This is a genomic window from Paenibacillus sp. TAF43_2 (assembly GCF_052113545.1).
GTDB lineage: Bacteria > Bacillota > Bacilli > Paenibacillales > Paenibacillaceae > Pristimantibacillus.
Genome location: NZ_JBFRDK010000054.1, coordinates 14,002 through 31,841, shown reverse-complemented (window position 1 = coordinate 31,841; position 17,840 = coordinate 14,002). Strand labels below are relative to the sequence as shown.

Below are 17,840 nucleotides of genomic sequence, written 5' to 3'. Positions count from 1 at the left end.
ACATAAACTAAGCAGTTCTACTTAAACTATTTTGGGAGGTTTCTGTTAATGGCTAAGGAAATTAAATTTAGCGAAGACGCTCGTCGCGCAATGCTGCGCGGTGTTGATGCACTTGCAAATGCAGTTAAAGTAACACTAGGTCCAAAAGGCCGCAACGTGGTACTTGAGAAAAAATTCGGAAGCCCGCTTATCACAAATGATGGTGTTTCCATTGCAAAAGAAATCGAGCTTGAAGATGCTTTTGAAAACATGGGCGCTCAACTTGTTAAAGAAGTAGCTACAAAAACAAATGACGTAGCTGGTGACGGTACAACTACGGCAACTGTTCTTGCACAAGCGATGATTCGCGAAGGCTTGAAAAACGTTACAGCTGGCGCTAACCCTATGGTTATCCGCAAAGGCATCGAGAAAGCTGTTAAAGCTGCTGTTGAAGAGCTTAAGGCAATCTCGAAACCAATCGAAGGCAAACAATCGATCGCACAAGTTGCTTCGATCTCATCTGCTGACGATGAAGTAGGCCAACTTATTGCTGAAGCTATGGAAAAAGTCGGCAACGACGGCGTTATCACTGTAGAAGAGTCGAAAGGCTTTGTTACAGAGCTAGAAGTTGTTGAAGGTATGCAATTTGACCGTGGTTATGTATCTCCATACATGATTACTGACACTGATAAAATGGAAGCTGTCCTAGACAACCCTTACATTCTTATCACTGACAAAAAAATTACGAGCATTCAAGAGATCCTTCCGGTTCTTGAGAAAGTCGTACAATCCGGCAAGCAATTGCTAATCATCGCTGAAGACGTAGAAGGCGAAGCTCAAGCTACTCTAGTAGTGAACAAACTTCGTGGAACATTCACTTGCGTAGCTGTTAAAGCTCCAGGCTTCGGTGACCGTCGTAAAGCTATGCTTCAAGATATCGCTGCTCTAACAGGCGGCCAAGTGATTACAGAAGAGCTAGGCCTTGAGCTTAAATCAACTGGCGTTGAATCACTAGGTTCTGCTCGTCAGATCCGCATCACTAAAGAAACAACAATCATCGTTGACGGCAGCGGCAACTCCGCTGACATCGTTGCTCGCGTGAACCAAATCCGCGCTCAACTGGAAGAAACAACTTCCGACTTTGACCGTGAGAAGCTTCAAGAGCGTCTTGCAAAATTGTCTGGCGGCGTTGCAGTTATCAAAGTTGGCGCAGCTACAGAAACAGAATTGAAAGAGCGCAAACTACGCATCGAAGATGCCCTCAACTCCACTCGTGCAGCGGTTGAAGAAGGTATCGTATCGGGCGGCGGTACTGCCCTCATTAACGTATACAACGCTGTTGCTGCTGTTAAAGCAGAAGGCGACGAGCAAACAGGCGTTAACATCGTTCTTCGTTCCCTTGAAGAGCCGCTTCGCACAATCGCTGCGAACGCTGGTCAAGAAGGTTCGGTTATCGTTGAGCGTCTGAAAAACGAAAAAATCGGCGTAGGCTACAACGCAGCTACTGGAACATGGGTTAACATGTTCGAAGCGGGTATCGTTGACCCTGCTAAAGTAACTCGTTCAGCTCTACAAAACGCAGCATCCGTTGCAGCTATGTTCTTGACAACTGAAGCGGTTGTTGCTGACAAACCTGAACCTAAGGGTGCAGGCGCTGGCATGCCAGATATGGGCGGCATGGGCGGTATGGGCGGCATGATGTAATAAGGGGTTAAATCCCTTATACATCAAGGGTTTTCGTCAGTGAAAATCCTGTTTATCATTATCGTATAACTTTGAGACCTTCCAGATTATTCTGGGAGGTCTTTTTGCGTTTATCGAAATACAACGTGAATAAGGATATTGGAGAAGAGGGAGGTAATCGCTGCCAACGGGGGCAACTGCCTATGTGAATAGTAAAGCCAATTTACAAAATGACAATAATGTAACATAGGAACCCTTAATTGTTAGGGGAATCGATGGTCGTTTGCCTATCTGTCTTTTAAGATATAAGAGGCAGAGGAGCTGGTGTGAAATGAATTTTTTAGAGGAAAATATTAATTTATTTAGAATGGTAAATGACCTAGGGAAACAATATCCATACTTAAACCCTGCTATGGTTTTCATTGCGGAGTTTACGGTGTATTTCTTGGTTTTAGGTGTTGTCTTCATTTGGTTTACTCGAAATAAACAGAGTAGAATGATGATTGTGTGTGCAACCATTGCTTTTGTATTTGCTGAAATTATTGGGAAAATAGCAGGCAAATTTCATTCGAATAATCAACCATTTGCTGAGTTGGCAAATGTTAATAAATTAATTGAAAAAGCCGTTGATAATTCTTTTCCAAGCGATCATACCATATTGTTCTTTTCATTTTGTGTTTCCTTTTGGTTATTCAGAAAAGGCTGGTGGTTTTTATGGGTTATACTAGCTTCCCTTGTTGGTATTTCTCGTATTTGGGTCGGTGTCCACTATCCAGCAGATGTCCTAGTAGGAGCTATGATAAGCATCATTTCAAGCTCAATTGTTTACCTTGTTGTTCCTAAGTTAAGCTTGACTCAGCAATTGCTAGGGGGCTATGCGAAATGCGAAAAATTGCTTCTATCTCCATTAACGAAATCGAAAGGGAATAGATCAAAGGAGTATTAAGAGGAAATTATGCACATAGAAAAAGATAATAGATCCAGTCGGTTATCAGGCTGAGAAGCCTATAGGAAAAAATAAAGCCAAAGATAGAACTGTCGTTCTATCTTTGAATCTATATTGAACAGAATTATTCTAAAATGTCTCTGCGTTTCAGTACATTCTCGACTTTATGCAAATGAGCTTGAATGAGCTGGCTGGCCAGCTCGCTGTTTTGAGCTAATATTGCATTATATATGGATTGATGCTCTTTTAAGAGAAGTGTGGAAGAGGACTTGTCTTCGAAAAACCACAGCTGACGAGTTTTTCCCATTGTTTCGGTTAGCTTAGAAGTAAGTGAACTCATTAATGTATTAAGCAGCTTATTATGTGAGGCAGCCGCTATAGCTAGATGAAATTCGATATCCGCATGTTCACTCATTTGTGTATTATTCATTTCCAACGCTTGCTCCATTTGTTCAATAATCTGCTTTAAGTTCTCTAGATCCCTATCATTTCGACGCTCGGCAGCGAATGCAGCACTGCCGCTTTCAAGCCAAATACGAACTTCCAGTATCTCTTTTACACTTTCCGATTCCTCGAATGGATCTCGCGAGTTGCTCTGCAAGGTAGGCAATACTTTATTGACAAAGGTACCTCCGCCATGCTTTACATCTATCCAGCCTGTTGCCTTTAATGCGCTCAATGCTTCACGAATTGTGGAGCGGCCTACTCCAAAGGAGGTACTCAAGTCAACTACGGACGGTAGTTTTTGACCAGGTTGTAAGAGACCTTCCTCAATTTGTGAGTGAATGGCTCTTCGCACAAGCTCATGTCCTTTTTCAGTTTCTACCTTTATCGGCTGCATAGAGCTTTAAACCTCCCGAAAATAAAACTATAGACTATACTGTACAACTTTATTACACTATAATCAACACAAAGTCATCAGATGACCTGCTCAATTTGATTATGGAGGAATTGTTCATGTTGAATGAAGCTGTAGTAAGACCATTACGAGATATTGTAGGAGAAAAATTTTTTCGGACAGATCAGGAGGCGTTAATCGCACATTCCTATGATGGAACGCCGATGTTGCAGGCTTTGCCGGATGCAGTTATTTATCCAGAATCAACAGAGCAAGTTTCAGAAATTATGAAAATAGCTAACAGCAATCTTATTCCGATTGTAACAAGAGGCTCGGGTTCGAATCTTTGCGGTGGTACAGTACCATTGCAAGGCGGAATTGTGATGGTTATGCATCGCATGAATAAAATTATTGAAGTGGATATGGAAAACTTAACGGCTATTGTCCAGCCTGGCCTAATTACTGGACAATTCATTTCACATGTTGAAGGGCTAGGACTATTCTATCCACCAGATCCAAGCAGTATGAAAATATCTACAATAGGCGGCAATATCGCTGAATGCTCAGGCGGTCTAAGAGGCTTAAAGTACGGAACCACAAAAGATTATGTACTCGGCTTAACTGCTGTGCTGGCAAATGGCTCAATCATCCGTACTGGCGGGAAATTGACTAAAGATGTCGCTGGGTACGATTTGACGAAACTATTAGTAGGCTCTGAAGGAACTCTTGCTGTTATTACAGAGGCGATTCTTAAGCTTGTGCCACTGCCAAAAACAAAGAAAACGATGGTTGCGATGTATAAGGATATTTATGGTGCAGCACGTACGGTATCAAAAATTATTAAAAATCAAATTATTCCAGCAACTTTGGAAATATTGGATAATCCGACTATTCGGGTTGTTGATGATTTCGCGAAAATCGGTTTGCCACTAGATATGGCCGCGATCCTCATTATTGAGCAGGATGGTGAACCAGAAATGGTTGAACGCGATATTGAAAAAATACAGCTTATTTGCAAGGAAGAGAAGGCGGATCGCATTGAGGTAGCAGCGGATCGTGAAGAAGCAGAAAAGCTTCTGACAGCTAGACGCAGCGCATTTACCGCACTCGCTCGCCTGCGCCCGACGACGATACTTGAGGATGCTACTGTACCTCGTTCTAAAATTGCGGAAATGATATTGCGTACAAATGCAATCGCCCAAAAATATAATGTGAATATAGCGACCTTTGGGCATGCAGGTGATGGAAACCTGCATCCAACCGCAACGACTGACGCACGTGACCACGAAGAAGTGCATCGTGTTGAGGAGGCATTTGCTGAAATTTTTGAAGCTGCAATCGAACTCGGAGGCACGATTACTGGTGAGCATGGGGTCGGCGTTGTGAAAGCCCCTTATTTGGAATGGAAGGTTGGAGAAGCGGGAATTGAAGTAATGAAAGGAATCAAAGGCGCTTTCGATCCATTGAATATTTTGAATCCTAGTAAGATGTTTGCTAAGGAAGCGAAGAAACGGGTGGTGGTGCAGCATGGCTAGTACTACAGGAAAACCGATTATCGAGCATGCTAATCCTCTTGCTCGTACTTTATTAGAGAAGCTTGACTACGATCAATTAACAAATTGTATGCGATGCGGCTTCTGCTTGCCTGCTTGTCCGACATTCCATGAAACAGGTATGGAGCCTGCCTCTCCACGTGGACGCATTGCGATGATGAAGGCAGCTGTTGATGGACTAATGGTTCCAGACCAGCAGTTCCAAGATCAAATGAACTTATGCTTAGGCTGTCGTGCTTGTGAACCAGCTTGTCCGGCAGATGTAAAGTATGGTCAATTAATTGAACAGACGAAAGAAGCGATCGAGGAGCACGCAACGCATTCATTGCCGGTTAAAATTATTCGCAAGACGGTTTTTAAACATTTATTTCCGAAACGCAGCAGCTTGAAGCTGCTGGGAGGCTCGCTTGCGGTCTATCAAAAATCCGGCTTGCAAAAAGTAGTGCAATCAACCGGTGTAATGAAGCTGTTTCCTAAACAATTATCTGAGATGGAGTCTATCTTGCCATCTGCCAGTCCAAAGGGTGTAGTTGAGCGTCTGGGCACTTTTTATCCTGCGAAGGGTGAACGAATCGCCAAAGTTGCGATGTTCCGCGGTTGTATCATGGATGTTATGTTCGCAGATACGAATGTAAATACAGTTGAGCTGCTGTCTGCTGCGGGCTTTGACGTATATATTCCTGAAAGTCAGGTCTGCTGTGGTGCGCTGCATGCTCATAGTGGAGAAATGAATGACGCTCGCGAACTGGCAGCTGTAAATATCGATATATTCAAACAGCTCGATGTCGACTTCATTGTATCCAATGCAGGCGGTTGTGGTGCGCTGCTCGTTGAATATGACCATCTTATGCAGGAAAATAAAAAGTACAGCGAGCCAGCAAAATGGTTTGCTTCAAGAGTGATTGATGTCAGTACATTGATTGTAGAAAAGGGACGTGTACCGAAATTTTTACAAAAAGCAAGTTCTCAAGATGCCCGAAAAATCAAAGTGACGTATCAGGATTCCTGTCATCTGCGCAATGTGATGAAAGGCTCGAGCGCCCCCCGTAAATTAATGAGGGAAGTAGTTAACGCTGAATATGTTGAAATGGGCGAGTCTGATCGCTGCTGCGGCTCTGCTGGCATATACAATGTCGTACAGCCTGAGATGGCAGGTGCCATCCTTGAGCACAAAATGGTACATGCGAATAACACACAAGCAAGCTATATGCTAACGAGTAATCCAGGCTGTCTGCTTCAAATGAAGCTTGGAATAGAAAAGCATAAGCCTGATCAGACGATGAAGGCGATGCACATCGTTGATTTTTTGCATGAACGGATGATTGTATCAGAGTAACAACTATTAATTTTAAGTTTGTCAAAATGTATTTTGCTATTGTATTAGGTTGTCTAAATTGTTTATGATATTATTTAAGGTGTTAATTAAATCTTGAGTAGGTAGATTATGAGTTTAAATGACAACATATTAATTAAGATTCGTGAAATGAGAGAAAGCTTTACTCCAGTTGAACGATTGGTTGGAGATTACATTTTAGAAAATAAAGAAGAAATCCCTCATTTATCGATTAAGGAATTAGCTCAATCTAGTAAAACAAGCGATGCATCTGTCCTTCGTTTCTGCAAGACGATGGGGTACAGTGGATACCGCAATTTTATTGTGAGTATCTCCGCTTCTTTGGGCTCTCGTGATGAGGATCCGAAGGCTCAATATACAGATATTCAGCCGGGCGATGATCTCTCGACAATTATTTCAAATATTTCTTTGAATAATTGCAAGTCCATTGAGGATACGCTTAGTGTCATCGACCGAAAAGAAATTGCAAGAGCTGTAGAATTATTATGCCATAGCAAGCGAATTGTTTTCTTTGGAATAGGTGCCTCAGGAATCGTTTGTATGGACGGGGAACAGAAGTTCTCACGAATTAATAAGATGTGCCATGCCTATACGGATGGTCATAGTCAGCTCACAGCAGCAACGTTACTTGAGAAAGATGATGTTGCCATTTTCATTTCCAACTCTGGCGCAACTAGTGATATTATTGATGCACTGATCATTGCTCAAAGGAACAAAGCGAAATGTATTGCGATTACGAAGTACAATAAAAGTGAGCTTGCCGTGCGAGCGGATATTGTTCTTAGTATATCTACACCTGAAATTACAATTCGCAGTGGTGCTATGGGCTCGCGTATTGCTATGCTTACGATTATCGACATCTTATTTGCTGGTGTCGCAAGTGCAGAATATGAGGAAGTAAAAACCTACTTGACAAAAACACATAATATAGTGAAGAAAAAACTGAGATATTAGGTTCTTCTTTAATGAATGGGGAAGAAAGCATTGATCATTGATCAATGCTTTCTTTGTGTATTTCATGCATTTATTTTTATACCTAACATAATACTCACTCAATGGATGTTAGATTAGCTACGTAACAAATGCGTTTAATCCAACCATATAATGATTAGTTTAATTCGACAATTAAGAGCTTTGCACGCTATTTTAATGTAGAAAATGAATAAAAATTGTAGGCAAAACGTCTACTGGTTGATTAGAGATAGTGTGATTTCATGCTTCAATTGAATTGGAAATAAGCGCATATGACAGCGATTTCTTTTTTTAGGAATGCTGTAACGATAGTACTGTAAGCGTTTAATGAAAATTAAAAAAGTACCTTGTAAGCGGTTTGTAAATGTGATATAACAGTGTGTATAGAGATTGAAATAAAAAAACAGAATATTATTTCTTTATGAAATAATATTTCAAAATCTATTGACGGATTGAGGGCAGTGTATTAATATAAAAAAATAATTCATGTTAATTAACCTCACTTATTTAGTAATTTATATGTGAAATATTGTTAACAAGACGGAGGATGACTATGAATGACTACCTTGCGGGTTTAACAACAGAGGCTGTGAATCCAGACACATTAATGATTGATGAATGTACGACGGAGCAAATGGTCCAGTTAATGAATCAACAAGATGCTCTGGTCTCAGTAGCTATAGCTGAGGAAATTCCGCAGATTGCAAAGGCGGTAGATGTTCTACATCATAGGTTGTCTAATGGTGGAAGAATGTTTTATATAGGAGCTGGCACATCAGGAAGATTAGGTGTTTTGGATGCTTCAGAATGTCCTCCTACCTTTGGTACAGATCCTTCCTTGGTACAGGGCTATATCGCTGGTGGCGATATTGCTTTGCGTAGTGCGGTTGAAGGCTGTGAAGACGATGTTGATGAAGGGACCGCAATAATCGAAAGCATCGGTGTAACAAACAAAGATGTGCTAATTGGGATTTCGGCAAGCGGCAGTGCAAACTATGTTATTGCAGCTTTAACGAAAGCAAAGGAGCTTGGAGCAGCCACTATCGGTGTTTGTAACAACAAAGGCTCAAAGTTTGAACCCATTGTAGATGTTTGTATTTCACCTGTTGTAGGGCCGGAGGTCATTAGCGGCTCGACTCGATTAAAGGCGGGAACTGCTCAAAAGCTGGTGCTTAATATGCTGACAACATGCACAATGGTCAAGTTAGGGAAAACGTATAACAACTTAATGGTTGATCTAAAGGCAAGTAATTTTAAGCTGGTAGATCGCTCAGTCCGTATTATTATGAATACGACTGGTGTAGACACATCAACCGCCGCAGAAACACTTGAAAGAGCATCTATGAATTGTAAGCTGGCAATAATGATGATTAAAACGGGGTTGGATGCAAAGGAAGCAGAACAAGCACTTAACGCAAATGGAGGACGGTTGAAACAAGCGATCTCATCATTGGCTTAGGTGGAAAAGAAATGGAGTAACGGGATTGATGCTTTTAAAAATTGAGGAGGCTGTTATCGATGAAAAAAAGATCATTTGTATTAACTCTATTTTTGTCAGTAATCATGATGTTATCACTATTAACCGCTTGTGCAGGAAACGGGAAAAACGCTCCAGACGCTACAAATTCCGGAAACAAAGGCAGCAGCAACAGTGGTTCTGAGCTAAAAAAAGATACGATTACTGCATTATTACCTCCAGTATCGGCTAACTACCAAGCGCGTTTTACTGACATGGAAAAAGAATTTAATGAATTGTATCCACACCTAACTTTGAAAATCGAGCCAGCGAGCTGGGAAGATATGACACAAAAGCTTGATACCCAAGTAAATGCGGGTTCTCCTCCAGATATCGCTTGGGTTGGTTCTACAGGAATCTCCAAATATGCAGCACTAAACGTTCTAATTGACCTTAATGCTGCGCTTTCAGATGAAGTTAAAGCGGATTATGATGAAGTTGCAATGAAATACTTCCAATTGGGCGATTCTCAATATGGTTTGCCAGCTTACTTGGCCATTCATTCTATCGGTGGCAACAAACAGTTCTTAGAGAAAGCGGGTATCGACTGGAAAAATGTTCAACAAAACGGTTGGACATATGACCAATTCCGCGATGCAATTAGTAAAGGCGTTGTTAAAAACGCTAAAGGCGAAACCACTCAGTATGGTTTTGTTTTCGCAACATCTGGTGTTACATCTAAGGATTATCTTAGTATTATGGCTAAATCTGCCGGTTTGCCAGACTACTTTGACCAAAACCTTAAGTTCTCCTACACAAGCAAAAACTTCTTAGGTCTGCTTGAAGCTATCCGTCAAATGATCGATGATGGCTCAATGCCTAAAGAGCTAAGCTCTATCGATGCAGGCAAGCGCTGGAATATGTTCTTAACTGGTCAAACCATGATTACTGGTAAAGGCCTAGCGAGCTTTGAAAACTCTGCTCGTCTAAACAATGAAAAAATTAAAGCGAATGATGGTTCTGCAGTAGCGGATTCAATCGAAGCTGAATACATTGCGCTTCCTACACCTACATTTAACGGCGCTGATTACATTCCTACAGCTGTTGTTGATGGTTACATTGCGCTTCGCGGCAAAAAGGATCCTTCTGAAGAGCATGTTAAAAATATTGGTTTAGCCATTAATTTCCTATCTTCGGGAACCATTGCAGCTAACTACAGTAATGAGCTGTTCTTGTCACCAATTACAAAATCTGCACGCAATGCTGCAGTGCTTGAACAATATCCTCGCAATGAAGAGAACGTTAAAGCAGACCAAATCATGATGTCCAAAGCGGTTCCGGCGCGTACAGATATCCCAACTGATCTAGCCGCAGAAGCACTTAAAATTGAAACGGAAGTCATCGTTCCTAAGCTGCAAGCATTACTTGCAAATGAGATCAGTCCACAAAAAATGTATGATGCAGTTAAAGCAGCAGCAATTAAAGCCTTCGGTGAAGATGGTATTGTAGTTGACTAGTCTGTCATAACCTAGCATGTGAAAGCTGTACGTAGCTACAACGTACAGCTTTCCTTCTAAATTAGACTAGAGCTTTTACTTTTTTGAGAAGAGAGGTGCGACCCAATGAATCAAACGTTGACTAAAAGAAAAAAATTGAAACTCGAAAGTGACTTAGGTTGGGGATACGCGTTTATCGCAGTAGCACTTATTGCGTTTTCTTTATTTACCGCATATCCAGTAATCAATGCTTTTATAATCAGCTTGCAAGAATATCGTCCATTAGGGTCCACATATGTCGGCCTGGAAAACTTCGTTAACTCATTTTCAGATGAGCTTTTCTGGAAAGCATTGAAAAACACATTAGTATATACGTTATTAACGGTTCCATTTAATATTTTTCTATCCTTCTTAATTGCAATTTTGATTATACCTTTCAAGAAAAGAACACAAACAATCTTTAAAGCAGTATATTACTTGCCAGCTGTAGCATCAGGTGTAGCGCTTGCTGTTGTATGGCTGTGGATCTTTGATCCGTTAAAATCAGGTATTGCCAATCAGGTTGTGTCGTTTTTTGGGATTACTAATCAAAACTGGCTTGGTTCCAGTGCAACTGCCATGTTTTCACTTGTATTAATGTCATGGCTATCAAGTCATGGTACAGCGATTATTATTTATTTAGCTGCATTGCTCGGTATTGATAACAGCTATTATGAAGCAGCTGATATTGATGGCGCGACTTTCTTGCAAAAGCTTTGGTTTATCGTCGTTCCTTTTCTTAAGCCAACCACGCTATTCCTACTTGTTACAGGTGTCATTGGTTCCTTCCAAGTATTCCAAAACGCTTATCTTATGACAGGCGGTGGACCAGACCATGCAACAACAATGGTAGGTTTGTTGATTTTTAACAATGCGTTCACATATTTTGAGTTTGGTGAGGCAGCAGCACAATCATTACTTCTAGCAGCGATTATCGCAATTATTTCATACCTTCAATTTAAGTTTTTGGGCAAAGAAATAGAATACTAGGATAGGGGCAGGATACTATGGGTTTGTTCAACAATAACATCAGAAGCAAAGGGTATCTGTTCGTCCGTAATGGTCTAATTATTACGTTCCTTATCCTATTTGCCGCAGCTACCATTTTCCCGATTTACTTTATGATTATTTCCTCGTTCGGTGATCCGGTAGAAGCTGGCGCAATGAGCTATTCGATCATCCCGTCGAAGATTTCATTTGAATCATATAAATTCTTCTTTAACTTCAGCCCGCATTCATGGGATTGGCTAATGAACTCTTTTATTGTGGCAGCTTGTATCACGGTATCTAATGTGTTTTTTGCTACACTTGCAGGATATTCTTTTGCGAAAATGAGATTTAAAGGAAGAAACATTTTGTTTGCTATTTTGCTAGGATCGATGATGATTCCTGGTCAAGTCACACAGGTTCCACTATATATATTAATCGTAAATATTTTTGAATTACAAAATACGTATACAGCTTTGATTATGCCAAGCATCGTAACGGTGTATAACATTTTCTTGGTTAAGCAGTTCATGTCTTCCATTCCAGTTGAAATTATTGAAGCTGCAAAAATCGAAGGTTGTTCTCAGCCTAAAATCTTCTGGCATATTATTATGCCTCTATCAAAAACAGTTATGGCAGTACTGGCAATCCTAACGTTCATGGCAGCATGGAATGATTTCTTCTGGCCATTCCTAGTAACGAATACGATGGATATGCAAACGATTCAGGTCGGCTTGAAAAACTTCCGCTTTGCGAATACAACTTACTTTGCTCCAATGATGGCAGGTGCAACAATTTCAGCAGTTCCAATGTTTATTTTGTTCTTCAGTTTACAAAAATACTTCCTTGAAGGAGTAACAGTTGGAGCGGTGAAGGGCTGATGGACAAACAATCAAAAGTTGAAGCAACATACTTAGTTGGCTTGATGTCTGGTACATCAGTAGATGGTATTGATGCAGCGGTAATTAAGCTTTCTCCAATGCCGGATAAAGAGCAAGGAGTAGAGATTGAGCTGCTGGCTTTTGAGAACACAGCTTTTCCGAAGCAAGTTAGAAATGCAATATTTAAGCTTTTTGATCGGGCTAACGCTACGATTGATAAAGTTGGCGCAATGAATATGTGGCTTGGTGAATTATACGCCCAAGCCACATTGTCCGTTATAGGGAAATGCGGGCTAGAGCCATCACAAATATTTGCCGTTGGATCACATGGTCAAACGATCTATCATGCTCCGGAAGAAAATGTTATGGACGGCTATAACCTGCATTGTACAGTTCAAATTGGCGATGGTGCTGTAATTGCGAATCGCACAGCAATTCCTTGCGTATCAGACTTTCGAGTCGCTGACATGGCAATGGGCGGACAAGGAGCGCCGTTAGTACCATTTACTGAATATTTATTGTCTAACAATCCAGAGAAAACACTTCTTCTGCAAAACATTGGAGGAATAGGGAATGTGACTGTTCTTCCTGCAAATGCCTCGCCGGAACAGGTATTTGCATTTGATACTGGCCCTGGAAATATGATTATCGATGGGCTTGTATCGCAATTATTTGCGCCAATGACGATGGATGTTGGCGGTGGAATTGCTGCGAGCGGTCAAGTGATTGATGAGCTTTTGAAATGGATGCAGCAGGATGATTATTATAGGATGCCTTTACCGAAATCGACAGGCAGAGAACGATTTGGTCAACCATACGTTGCACAAATTATTGAATCGATGGAGGCTAATAACTGGAAAGCTGAAGATGTTATTGCAACAGCTACACACTTAACAGCATGGAGCATCGTCGATAGCTATGAACGGTATATTGCGCCACAGCATCAAGCCCAGCAATTGTTAATTGGTGGCGGTGGCAGCTATAACCTGACGTTAGTGCGTGATTTGCAGCAATTATTTGCACCATATAAGGTGCAGGTGCTGACGCAGGAGGATATCGGTGGCAATAGTGATGCTAAGGAAGCCATTGCATTTGCTGTGCTGGCGTATTATACGATGAAGCGCTTGCCAAACAATATTCCACTAGTAACTGGAGCTTCTCAGCCAGTAGTCATGGGCAAAATTTCTTGGCCTTATCTTGGACGTTCACAGGAGGTTTGAAGATGCAAATCAGACCCTTTTCAATTGAAGATCTTTCTGAAGTTGTGGAGCTTTGGAATCGAGAGGCTACAAAATATGATTACAAATCATTTACAGAGCGAGAGTTTCAAAATAAATTCATTGATCATCATTATTTCGATGCAGAGTGTATATGGGTAGGCTGCAATGAAAAAGGTATTGTTGGTTTTGCAGCCGGTTGCAGCGGTGACGACCTCCCGCTTGGAGATGTAGCCGGCTATATTACGAGTGTTATTATTGATGCCGAAGACGCTGCTCTAGAGTATTACGATGCTTTTCTTTTAGGTATAGAAAAAAGATTCCAAGTGCTTGGAAAAAGACAGGCGGAAGTATTGTTTTTCAACCCTATTAAGCTGATATGGAATATTCCAAGTGCGCGGCAGCATGAGCACAACAATGCCCCAGGCATCAGTAAGGACCAGCCATTATACGACGCTTTAATCGCTAGAGGGTACGTGGATCGGGCGACGCAATGCGGCATGTACTTAAGACTCGGAAACTTTAGTGTTCCTGAAGATATGATAAGCAAAGAAGTTAAAGCAAACAGTAAAGGCTATTATGTTACTCCTTATGCCCCTGCTTTGCATAATGGTCTTGAAGCAACGCTTGCTGCCTTGCAAAATCCGCAGTGGGAAAAAGATGTTGTATCGTATGTGAAGGATGGCGCACCTCTTATAGCAGCTGTGCATGGCAACGAGGTTGTTGGCTTTGCAGGTCCTATTATTTCAGAACCGAATGGTCGAGCATTTTTTTGCGGTATCGGTGTTCACCCAGAGCATGAGGGTCATGGTCTCGGCAGTGTATTATTTTTCCGAATGGTAGAGGCTTTTCAACATGTGGGCTGTCAATATATTTCATTATTCACTGGAAGCAATAATCCGGCTCTTCGAATCTATCAAAAAGCAGGATTTAGTATTGAAAAACAATTTTCTATACTGCGGAGGGAACTATAAAGATGAGTGAAAAATTAACAGTATTGGCCATTGGAGCACATGTTGGCGATGTGGAACTAGCATCCGGTGGTGTACTAGCTAGTCATAGTGTAAAGGGAGACCGCATTGTGACACTAGCATTAACTGCAGGTGAAAGAGGTGTGCCAGCAGGAGGGGATATGAAGGAGTACCGTCAGCAAAAAGTGAAAGAGGCGGAAGTATTTGCTGATATGCTTGGCGGTGAAGCTATTGTATTTGATTATTGTGACGGAGAGCTGCCTGACAATCAACAAGTTCGTATGGAGGTTTGTGATGTTATTCGCCGTGTAAAGCCAAATATTATTATTACACATTGGAAAAACAGTATGCATAAGGATCATGCGCTAACGCATCATATCGTAAATGATGCTCGTTTCTTCGCAAGCCTGTCATCCTTTGAACGAGATCTTCCTGCTCACTTTGCAGCAAGACTATATTATTCCGAAAACTGGGAAGATGCTGTTGATTATGTCCCTTACCTATACGTGGATTTCGATCAGGCGGCATATGATCTATGGATTGATGCTTTAAGCAAACATTGGTTTGTGACGAATAGCAAATCATTCAAATATATGGATTACTATAAAGCATTAGCAGTTGTTCGCGGCTGTGAAGCAAGAAAAACATATGCAGAAGCCTTTATGRTGCCTGCTGAAACGATGAAGGTTAGGCAATCTAGTCTTTGGTAACAGTTCAGTAAGGAGGCAACTTTATATGGTGTTGAATGGGATTGATTCGATTATGAATTATCGTCAATGGTTTGAAGGCAAGCGCGTAGGATTAATTACAGCACCGACAGGGCTTACAAAAAAATTTGAATCAACGATTTCCATTTTGCATGAAAATTTTAATCTTACTGCGATGTTTTCACCTGAGCATGGTGTTCGCGGAGATTTGGATGCAGGGGCATTAGTAGAGACGTATATGGATCCTTTGACGAATGTTCCGGTCTATAGTTTATACCGTAAAGACTCCAAGCGTTTAACAAAGGAAATGCTGGATGAAGTAGATATCGTTGTGTACGATATTCAAGATGTTGGTGTACGGTATTACACATATATATATACGATGCTGTATGCACTTGAAGATTGTGCTAAGGCAGGCGTAGAATTTGTTGTTCTTGATCGTGTTAATCCGCTTAATGGGGTAAACGTGGAAGGGAATATTTTAAAGCCTAGCTTCAAATCATTTGTTGGAAATTACGAGCTCGCTGTTCGATATGGCCTAACAGCAGGTGAAGTGGCAATGATGGCAAATGATCAAATGAATTGGAAAGCTTCGCTTCATGTCGTTCGTTTGGAAGGCTGGGAACGGAGCATGTCCTTCCCGGATACAAAATTAACTTGGGTTCATCCTTCACTTGGGATACCTCGATATGAAACAGCGTTATTATATACAGGTACATGCTTATTTGAAGGTACAAACTGCTCCGAAGGACGCGGTACAACGTTCCCCTTTGAAATGATTGGCGCTCCCTTCATTCAAGCGGAGCAATTGGCAGATGAGATGAACGCCAAACGAATGCCAGGTGTACATTTCCGACCTGTTCATTTCAAGCCGGCCTCATCTAAGCATGTTGGCGAACGATGTGGCGGAGTACAAATATATATTACAGACATCCAAGTGATGAAGCCGTTGGATGTTGGCGTAACCTTATTATTTGCGATAAGAGATTTGTATGAGCAATTTTCGTTCCTGCCTCCTGTGAAGGAGGGCTCACGCCCATTTATCGATTTGCTGGGCGGGGACAGCATGTATCGTACGGAAAATATTCGAGCAAAGCAGCTGCTTGAACAGTTCGCAGAGGAAAGCAAGCAATTTGCAGAAATGAAGCAGCAATATCATTTATATCGTTAGTGGATGGTGAGCAATTGATGAAAACAATAAAACAAATGAGCTTGCGTGAAAAGATCGGGCAAATGTTCGTCACAGGCTTCCCGTCAACTGAGATATCTCCTGAGCTGAAGGAAGTAATCGAGCAGTATAAAGTCGGCAATATTATTTTATTTTCACATAATATCGAAGATAAATATCAATTAGGCGGGCTTGTAGCTGAGTTGCAGCAATGGTTCACGACACATACAGGTTTCCCAGGCTTTATTACGATTGACCAAGAAGGCGGTCGTGTGACTCGAATGCCCAAGGACGCGACAAATGTTGCTGGGGCAATGGCAATTGCTTCGTCAGGCCGACCTGAAAATGCATATGCAGCAGGCAGAATGACTGCCAGAGAATTGAAAGCATTAGGTATTAATTTCAATCTTGCGCCAGTGATGGACATTAACAATAATGCCTTGAACCCCGTTATCAACGTTCGTTCTTATGGAGATTCAGCCGAGAAGGTATCACAATATGGGATTGAGATGATGAAGGGATTGCAGGGTGGAGGCGTAATGTCCTCGCTTAAGCATTTTCCAGGTCATGGTGATACAAATGTCGATTCGCATATTGGCTTGCCTACGATTGAAAAAACGGTAGAGGAATTAGAGCAGCTTGAACTGCTGCCGTTTAAGGCTGCAATTGAGCAAGGTGCTCAAGCTATTATGAGCGCACATATTTTATTTCCGCAAATCGATAAGTCCGGACTGCTGGGAACGATGTCTTATACGATTATTACAGAGCTATTAAAAGAAAAATTAGGTTTTAAAGGTTTAGTTGTATCGGATTGTTTGGAAATGGATGCAATTAAACGTTATTATGGTACTGCAAAAGGAGCGTTAGGGGCCGTTAAAGCAGGTATTGATTTGGTATTTATTAGTCATACGCCTAAAACGGTTAAAGAAGCGATTCATTTAATAGAAGAAGCTGTAGCAATCGGTGATTTGGATGAAGCGGTTATTGATGCAGCTGTTACAAAAATTTTAGCTTATAAAGCCCAATATGCAGTTATTGAGGAGCTGGATTACGAAATAGTTGGCTGCGATGTACATCGCCGTGCGAATGATCTGATACGAACGGAAACGATCTGCCGCATTAACGGTGAGATTGATCCCATTCGAACAGGTGATGAGCAAGTATTATTTATGGGCTCCTATTCCTATCGCACCGATCTTGCATCCAGCAGTGTCAATCAAGATCTGAGCTTCCCGCAATATATGGGTGAGCATTTTCATGCAGCGTATGAGATTATCAGCATTGATCCGAGCGAGGGGCAAATCAATGCTGCGCTGCAAAAGGCTGAAGGCTGCAAGCATGTTGTAATCGGCTTGTTCAATGCGCGTGAAAACAAAGGCCAACTTGCGCTTGTACAGAAGCTGTTGGCAGCAGATTGCAAAGTAACGGCCATTACATTAGGCCGACCATATGATTTAACATTAATCGATGGTGAGTTTTGCGGAATTGCAGCATTTGAGTATTCATTAAATGCATTTAAATCACTTATTCCAATCCTAAATGGTGAGCTTACACCAACTGCCAACATTACGATTCAGCTTTAGGGGGATATGA

General features: G+C 41.5%; 15 protein-coding genes. 14 read left to right on the top strand and 1 reads right to left on the bottom strand.

Features of this window, described 5'->3' with window-relative positions:
* The first annotated feature begins 48 nt into the window (after positions 1-48).
* Together groL and AB4Z17_RS14150 are read left to right on the top strand one after the other, a co-directional pair.
* A complete protein-coding gene (gene groL / locus AB4Z17_RS14155; RefSeq protein ID WP_076269676.1) occupies positions 49-1,683 on the top strand; it encodes a chaperonin GroEL in 1,635 nt (544 codons plus the stop codon).
* A 310-nt stretch (positions 1,684-1,993) separates the two neighbouring features.
* A complete protein-coding gene (locus AB4Z17_RS14150) occupies positions 1,994-2,608 on the top strand; it encodes an undecaprenyl-diphosphatase (protein ID WP_441960375.1) in 615 nt (204 codons plus the stop codon).
* A 124-nt stretch (positions 2,609-2,732) separates the two neighbouring features.
* On the opposite strand, the gene AB4Z17_RS14145 is transcribed toward AB4Z17_RS14150, so the two are convergent.
* The gene (locus tag AB4Z17_RS14145; RefSeq protein WP_441960373.1) at positions 2,733-3,449 is read right to left on the bottom strand and encodes a FadR/GntR family transcriptional regulator; all 717 of its coding nucleotides are present in this window, start codon (positions 3,447-3,449) and stop codon (positions 2,733-2,735) included.
* A gap of 116 nt (positions 3,450-3,565) precedes the next feature.
* On the opposite strand from AB4Z17_RS14145, the gene AB4Z17_RS14140 reads away from it, so the two are divergent.
* The 12 genes from AB4Z17_RS14140 to AB4Z17_RS14085 all read left to right on the top strand — a co-directional run bounded on the left by AB4Z17_RS14140 (position 3,566) and on the right by AB4Z17_RS14085 (position 17,830).
* On the top strand, positions 3,566-4,981 hold the full coding sequence (locus AB4Z17_RS14140) for an FAD-binding oxidoreductase (RefSeq protein WP_441960372.1): 1,416 nt from the start codon (positions 3,566-3,568) through the stop codon (positions 4,979-4,981).
* Positions 4,974-6,335 carry a (Fe-S)-binding protein gene (locus AB4Z17_RS14135; RefSeq protein ID WP_441960370.1) on the top strand — a complete coding sequence of 454 codons (1,362 nt, stop codon included), beginning with the start codon at positions 4,974-4,976 and terminating at the stop codon, positions 6,333-6,335. The genes AB4Z17_RS14140 and AB4Z17_RS14135 overlap by 8 nt, the downstream gene beginning before the upstream one ends.
* A gap of 108 nt (positions 6,336-6,443) precedes the next feature.
* Positions 6,444-7,307: a MurR/RpiR family transcriptional regulator gene (locus AB4Z17_RS14130; protein WP_441960368.1), complete on the top strand. Its 864-nt coding sequence runs from the start codon at positions 6,444-6,446 to the stop codon at positions 7,305-7,307.
* Between the two features lie 571 nt (positions 7,308-7,878).
* Complete coding sequence (gene murQ / locus AB4Z17_RS14125; RefSeq protein ID WP_441910650.1) at positions 7,879-8,784, top strand: N-acetylmuramic acid 6-phosphate etherase; 906 nt, start codon at positions 7,879-7,881, stop codon at positions 8,782-8,784.
* A gap of 59 nt (positions 8,785-8,843) precedes the next feature.
* Positions 8,844-10,298, top strand: a complete 1,455-nt coding sequence (locus tag AB4Z17_RS14120; protein WP_441910652.1) for an ABC transporter substrate-binding protein — start codon at positions 8,844-8,846, stop codon at positions 10,296-10,298.
* A gap of 105 nt (positions 10,299-10,403) precedes the next feature.
* On the top strand, positions 10,404-11,306 hold the full coding sequence (locus tag AB4Z17_RS14115; protein WP_441960366.1) for a carbohydrate ABC transporter permease: 903 nt from the start codon (positions 10,404-10,406) through the stop codon (positions 11,304-11,306).
* Between the two features lie 17 nt (positions 11,307-11,323).
* Entirely contained in the window at positions 11,324-12,184 is an 861-nt protein-coding gene (locus tag AB4Z17_RS14110; protein WP_441910654.1) for a carbohydrate ABC transporter permease, read from the top strand.
* Complete coding sequence (locus tag AB4Z17_RS14105) at positions 12,184-13,404, top strand: anhydro-N-acetylmuramic acid kinase (RefSeq protein WP_441960365.1); 1,221 nt, start codon at positions 12,184-12,186, stop codon at positions 13,402-13,404. Before AB4Z17_RS14110 ends, AB4Z17_RS14105 begins: the two co-directional genes overlap by 1 nt.
* Positions 13,405-13,406: 2 nt before the next feature.
* Positions 13,407-14,375, top strand: coding sequence for a GNAT family N-acetyltransferase (locus AB4Z17_RS14100; protein ID WP_441960364.1), 969 nt, complete (start codon positions 13,407-13,409; stop codon positions 14,373-14,375).
* 2 nt (positions 14,376-14,377) lie between these two features.
* Positions 14,378-15,082, top strand: a complete 705-nt coding sequence (locus tag AB4Z17_RS14095) for a PIG-L deacetylase family protein (protein ID WP_441960363.1) — start codon at positions 14,378-14,380, stop codon at positions 15,080-15,082.
* Between the two features lie 25 nt (positions 15,083-15,107).
* Positions 15,108-16,250, top strand: a complete 1,143-nt coding sequence (locus AB4Z17_RS14090) for an exo-beta-N-acetylmuramidase NamZ family protein (protein ID WP_441960361.1) — start codon at positions 15,108-15,110, stop codon at positions 16,248-16,250.
* Positions 16,251-16,267: 17 nt separating this feature from the next.
* The gene (locus AB4Z17_RS14085) at positions 16,268-17,830 is read left to right on the top strand and encodes a glycoside hydrolase family 3 protein (RefSeq protein ID WP_441960359.1); all 1,563 of its coding nucleotides are present in this window, start codon (positions 16,268-16,270) and stop codon (positions 17,828-17,830) included.
* Positions 17,831-17,840: the final 10 nt, after the last annotated feature.